A 6,410-nucleotide genomic window follows, 5' to 3' on the forward strand; every position below is an offset into this window, starting at 1 on the left:
ACTATGAAAAAAATATTATACATCAGCTTATTAGGATTCATCATAACTTCATGTGGTGGTGATGCAAAAACCGCTTCAGTAGAACAAGCCATTGAATCTAAAGATTTAGCAAAAATTAAAGCTACGAGAGCCGAAATTCAAAAACAATACGATGTTATTGGGGCAGAATTGGCAAAATTAGATTTAGCCTTAGCCGAATTAGATACCTTGAAAAAAGTATCCTTAGTTTCAACAGCTATTGTTAAAGACACTTTATTTACACACTACATTGATATTCAAGGAAATGTTGATACGAAACAAAATTTAATTATCTATCCTGAATTTTCAGGTGTTTTAAACCAAGTATATGTAAAATCGGGTCAAAGAGTTAGCAAAGGACAAATAGTTGCACGCATTGACGATGGTGGATTAAGCAATCAACTAGCGCAAATGGAAACACAAGCTGCTTTAGCTAAAACTACTTTTGAAAGACAAAAAAATCTTTGGGATAAAAAAATTGGTTCGGAAATTCAATATTTACAAGCGAAAACCAATTATGAAGCTCAAATAAAAGCGGTTGCTCAAATGAAAGCTCAAGTAGCAAAAACAGTTGTAAAAGCACCTTTCTCTGGAATTATTGATGAAGTTATTACCGAAAAAGGGCAAGTTGTTGGACCAGGGCAATCGTTAATGCGAATTGTAAATCTATCAGATATGTATGTTTCTGCAGATGTTCCTGAAAGTTTTATTGGAAAAATAAAAGTGGGTGCTATTGTTGATGTTCAGGTAAAATCTACTGGCAAAATGTATAAAGGGAAAGTAAGACAAATTGGAAACTACATAAATCCAAATAACAGAAACTTTAGTATTGAAGTAGCAGTACCAAATTCAGATAATTTATTACGTCCTAATCAAGTTGCTGTTTTAAAAATTGAAGATTACAAAAAAGCTAATGCTATTTTAGTTCCTGAAAGTATTGTTACAGAAAATGCTGCTGGAGAAAAAATTGTATTTACAGTTGATGCTACTTCAAAAGAACCAAAGGCGATTAAGAAAACCATCGTAACAGGTTTAACTTCTGGTGCTAATATTGAAGTAAAATCAGGATTAAACAAGGGAGAAACGATTATTATTGAAGGTGCAAGAAGTGTTCAAAACGGAGATATCGTAGAAATTATAAAAAAATAAGACAACGCAATAAACAATTGTATGAGTAACAAACTAACCAAAAGTTTCGGAATATCTACATGGGCCATTAACAATAAAATGACCGTGTATGTAATTACCGCAATTATTCTATTAGGCGGATTGATTTCTTATTATTCAATGCCGCGAGAAGATTTCCCTGAGATTATTGAAACTAAAATTTATGTAAGTTCTATTAACCCAGGAAATGCCGCAGAAGATGTTGAAAAACTAATTACAAAACCTTTAGAGGAAGAATTCAATAATATTTCAGGTGTAACTAAAATTACTTCAAACACACTTCAAGATTATTCTATGATTTTGATTGAGTTTGATGAAGACATCACGGTTGATGCTGCAAAACAAAAAGTAAAAGATAAAGTAGATTTAGTAAAATCAGAAACCGATTGGCCTACCATGCCAGGTGGCGAAAAAGTAGAACCAAATGTTTTTGACTTAAATATTGCAGAAGAACAACCTATTTTAAACATCAACTTATCAGGAGATATTCCGTTAGACAAATTAAAAGACTATGCCGAATATTTAGAAGATAAAATCGAACGCTTACCACAAATTAAAGAAGCTGCTATTCGTGGTGCTCAAGAAAAAGAAGTAGAAATTGCTGTTGACATTTATAAAATGACCGCTGCAAAAGTAAGTTTTGACGATATTATTGGAGCAGTTTCAAGAGAAAACACTACTATTTCGGGAGGTAATGTAGTAAACAACGGAATTAAGAAAAACATTCGTGTAGTAGGAGAAATTGAAAATCCAGCTGAATTGGAAGATGTAGTGGTTAAAAAACAAGATGGTGTAGTGTATTTAAAAGACATTGCAACCATTACTTTTAAGCCTAAAGAAGCTACAACATACGCCAGAGAATTTGGTAATGCAGTTGTAATGCTCGATATAAAAAAACGTAGTGGAAAAAACATGATTGAAGCTACTGAAAGCATCAAGAAAATAGTTAAAGAAGCTCAAGACAATTACTTTCCGCACAATTTAAAAATATCAATGGCTAATGACCAGTCATCAAGAACCATTAATCAGGTAGATGATTTGGTAAACAATATCATTTTTGGGGTATTGTTAGTAATTGGTGTATTGATGTTTTTCTTAGGATTTAGAAGTGCTTTATTCGTAGGGTTTGCCATTCCGTTATCTATGTTTATGTCCTACATTATTTTGTCTTCTTTTGGGGTAACCTTAAATACTATGGTGCTTTTTGCCTTAGTCATGGGACTGGGAATGCTGGTAGATAATGGAATCGTAGTAGTTGAAAACGTTCATACCTTAATGAGTCAAGGAATGAGTCGTAAGCAAGCGGCTATTGAAGGTGTAGGTGAAATTGCTTGGCCAATCATTGCTTCAACGGCTACTACTTTAGCTGCGTTTTTCCCTCTTGGATTGTGGCCTGGAACTATGGGTAAATTCATGATTTATTTCCCAATGACGCTTTCTGTTGTATTATTCTCGTCATTATTTGTTGCGTTAGTAATTAATTCAGTAGTAACGGCTGAGTTTATGCAATTAGAAGAAAAAGAAATGTCGAAAAAAACCTTAATTCGATTAAGTGGAATTTTAGGCGGACTTGGATTGCTTTTAGTGATTTTTGGTTTTGTTTCCAATACGGGTGGATTAAAAGGAATTGGAAACCTAATGATTTTCTTTGCTGTTATGCTTTGGGTTTACAAATATTATTTGGCAAAAGCACAGCAATATTTCATGAACGTAGTTTTAGTGAAATTGGAAAACAAATACAAACAGTTTTTAAGTTTTGCTCTTTCAGGAAGAAAACCAATTGTGTTTTTATTAGGAACATTTGGCTTATTAATTTTCTCAATTGTATTAGTAGGAATTGCCCAACCAAAAGTATTATTCTTCCCAGAAAATCAGCCTAACCAAATTATAACGTATATCGAATTTCCTGAAGGAACTGACATTGCTAAAACCAATGAATTTACAAAAGAAATAGAGAAAAAAGTATACGCAGTAGCCAATAAATATACTGATGAAGAAAATTTTAACTTCATGGTAGAATCAGGCGTAGCACAAGTTGGTGAAGGTGCTGGAAATCCTCAAACAGACGGAGCTTCTCAAAACGAAATGCCACATAGAGGTAAAATTACGTTATCAATGCGTGAATTTAAGTTTAGAAAAGGAGTTGAAAGTAGCGACTTAATGAATGAAATTCGTGCAGCAGTAAAAGGATATCCGGGTGTTTCAATTATTGTTGAAAAAGATCAGAACGGACCACCATCGGGTTATCCGGTGAATATTGAAATTTCGGGTGAAAACTACAATAATATGTTAGTGGAAGCTGAAAAAATTAAGGATTTCATCAATTCAAAAAATATTGCTGGAATTGAAGAATTAAAACTTGACGTTAATAAATCAAAACCTGGTTTAGAAGTTATTGTTGATAGAAAAGTTGCGGGACAATTAGGTGTTTCAACTGCTCAAGTAGGACAAACACTTCGTCGTTCTGTGTATGGAGAAAAAATTTCTACTTACAAAGAAGATAAAGATGATTACGAAATTAACGTACGTTTCAATGAAGATATAAAAAATGACAATAGCGCCATTTTTAATCAGCCCGTAACGTTTAGAGATCAAGCCTCTGGAAGACTACAACAGGTTCCTATTGCTGCTTTGGTTGAAAAAACAAATACTTCTTCATTCAATACCATAAAACGTAAAAATTTAAAACGTGTTATCACAATTTATTCAAATGTATTAGAAGGATACAATGCAAATGAAATTGTTGGTACTTTGAAAAAAGAAATGGCAAGTTACCATATGCCAAAAGACACCACTTTTGCTTTTACTGGAGAGCAAGAAGAACAAGAAAAAAACTCTTCTTTCTTGTTTAAAGCATTATTAATTGCAATGGGTGGAATTGTTTTAATTATGGTGGCGCAGTTTAACTCTATCTCAAAACCAACCATTATTATGTTTACCGTTTTATTGAGTTTTATTGGAGTTTTCTTAGGATTGGTTATTTTTAGAGATGATTTTGTAATTATTATGACCATGATGGGGATTATCTCATTAGCCGGAATTGTCGTAAACAATGGTATTGTATTAATTGATTATACCCAATTATTAATTGATCGTAAAAAAGCAGAATTAGGTTTAAACGAAGAAGAGCATTTAACAAAAGAAGATTACTTTGATGCTATTGTTGAAGGTGGAAGATCGAGATTACGTCCAGTATTGTTAACCGCCATTACAACTGTTTTAGGTTTAATACCATTAGCTATTGGATTAAACATCGATTTCTTTGGATTATTCATCAATTACAATCCTAATATTTACTTTGGGGGAGATAATGTAATCTTTTGGGGACCATTAGCTAAAACTGTTATTTATGGATTAATCTTTGCTACTTTCTTAACATTAGTTATTGTTCCAGTAATGTTTTTTATATTACACAGAGGAAAAATTAGAATTCATAAAAGAAAACAAAATCGAAAAAATATAGCAAGTGCTTAAAACAAAAAAGTCCCGATGAGAATCGGGACTTTTTTTAATTATAGAATTAGTTTTTAACTAAAACATCTTTTGACCATTTCTTTACTTCGGCAATTCTACTGTCCGAAAAATCTACTTCATTTAAAGAATCTTCGTTCCAGAAGAACCATTTACCTGTTTTAGCTCCTTTGTAATATTCTCCCATGGTTTGCTTAGTTCCATCTTCATTATAAGCAATCCATTTTCCGTGTAGTTTACCGTCTAAGTAATATCCTTCCTGTTTAACTTGTCCGTTATCATAAAAATATGTTGCTTTTACCATTTGGTCAACCACTTCTAATTTTGGTTTTACTTCTTGTGCAAATGACAAACTCGAAACCAATAATACTGCTGCAATTACTACTTTTTTCATACTCTTTTCTTTATTAGGTTAACATTAACTCTAACAAATTTAAAATAAAATTTACAATAAAAAAACTTTTACTTAACAATTTGGTAACATTAGATGAAAACTTAACATTGAAAAAGCCAATACGTAATGTATTGGCTTTAAAAAAGATATGAAAAAGATAGGTTTATTTTACTAAACTATCTAATAATTCAACTAAAGTTGGAGATGAAGGTCGTGGAGCATCAGCCTTAACTACTTTTCCATTCGGATCAATTAATAAGAATCTTGGAATTGCATTAATACCATATGATTTAATAAAATCTGAATTCCAGTTTTTGTCTGCAAACAATTGAATTCCGCCTAATTGTTTTTCCTCAACAAACTTTTGCCATTTCTCATGGTCTTTATCAACATCTACTGAAATACTTACAAATTCAATATTTTTTCCATGATACTTTTCTTCTACTTTTTTCAAATGAGGGATTTCAGCTCTACATGGACCACACCAAGTTGCCCAAACATCGATGTATACATATTTTCCTCTAAGGTCTTCTAATTTTGTTTTTCCTCCTTTGTGATTTTCATAATCAAAAGATGCTGATAACGTTCCTTCTATTTTTTTAGCTGCTGCTTTTTGATTGTAAAACTGTGTCAACATCATTCCTTCTTGAGCAATTCTAGGCTTAATGATTGCTACTAACTTTTCGTCTAAACCAGCTTTTTCTAGTTTAACTAAATCTTCTTTGCTTTTGGTTTCAAGTGCAGTTTTAAAAGTAACTTCATCTTTGTCTAATAAACCTTCTAGTTCCATCTCAAATTTTTCATCTGATAAAGCTTTTTGTGCTAAATAATTATTTTCTTTAGCTCCTTTGCCCGTATATGTAATAGTTTCATCAAACTCTTTTGCATTCATGGTTAACTTTAAATCATCACCTGCTTTTAAGTACATTAAAGACGATTCTGAACCATCACTAAATTGATGTAATCCATCTGTAACTTCAAAAGTAGCCTCGAAAACTCCTTTTTTATTCACAGGAATTGTTTGTTTAAATTTATTGGGTCCGTAAATAGTTAAAGTGTCGCTGTTTCTATTTTCAATTTTTGCTGAAAACTTAACTTTCCCTTTTGCAGCGGTTTGGGCAAAAGAAAAACTAACCGACAATACTAATAAGTAAACTAGTTTTTTCATAAAATAAGTAAATAAGGTTTGTGTAAATTTATACTATTATTTTATAAAACGATAAAATCGAATTAAAATTCTATTTTAATTAACAATTGAAACTAAAAATTTTCTTTTTTGTTCTTACTTTTGCATAAAATTTTTCAAAATGTACAGAAGTCATAACTGTGGCGAATTAAACGCTTCACACATCAATACAGA

At 31.7% G+C, this 6,410-nt stretch carries 4 protein-coding genes; 2 read left to right on the plus strand and 2 right to left on the minus strand.

Annotated elements, in window-relative coordinates; genetic code table 11:
- Positions 1-3: 3 nt before the first annotated feature.
- Both V7P59_RS07265 and V7P59_RS07270 read left to right on the plus strand, forming a co-directional pair.
- Positions 4-1,167, plus strand: a complete 1,164-nt coding sequence (locus V7P59_RS07265) for an efflux RND transporter periplasmic adaptor subunit (protein ID WP_333809492.1) — start codon at positions 4-6, stop codon at positions 1,165-1,167.
- 21 nt (positions 1,168-1,188) lie between these two features.
- On the plus strand, positions 1,189-4,659 hold the full coding sequence (locus V7P59_RS07270) for an efflux RND transporter permease subunit (RefSeq protein WP_333809493.1): 3,471 nt from the start codon (positions 1,189-1,191) through the stop codon (positions 4,657-4,659).
- A gap of 46 nt (positions 4,660-4,705) precedes the next feature.
- Here the strand turns inward: V7P59_RS07270 and V7P59_RS07275 are convergent, their stop codons facing one another.
- Together V7P59_RS07275 and V7P59_RS07280 are read right to left on the minus strand one after the other, a co-directional pair.
- Positions 4,706-5,050 carry a toxin-antitoxin system YwqK family antitoxin gene (locus V7P59_RS07275; protein WP_333809494.1) on the minus strand — a complete coding sequence of 115 codons (345 nt, stop codon included), beginning with the start codon at positions 5,048-5,050 and terminating at the stop codon, positions 4,706-4,708.
- Positions 5,051-5,213: 163 nt separating this feature from the next.
- A complete protein-coding gene (locus tag V7P59_RS07280; protein ID WP_333809495.1) occupies positions 5,214-6,218 on the minus strand; it encodes a TlpA family protein disulfide reductase in 1,005 nt (334 codons plus the stop codon).
- Positions 6,219-6,410 lie beyond the last annotated feature (192 nt).

This window comes from Flavobacterium sp., assembly GCF_036782315.1.
In the GTDB taxonomy this organism is placed as follows: domain Bacteria; phylum Bacteroidota; class Bacteroidia; order Flavobacteriales; family Flavobacteriaceae; genus Flavobacterium.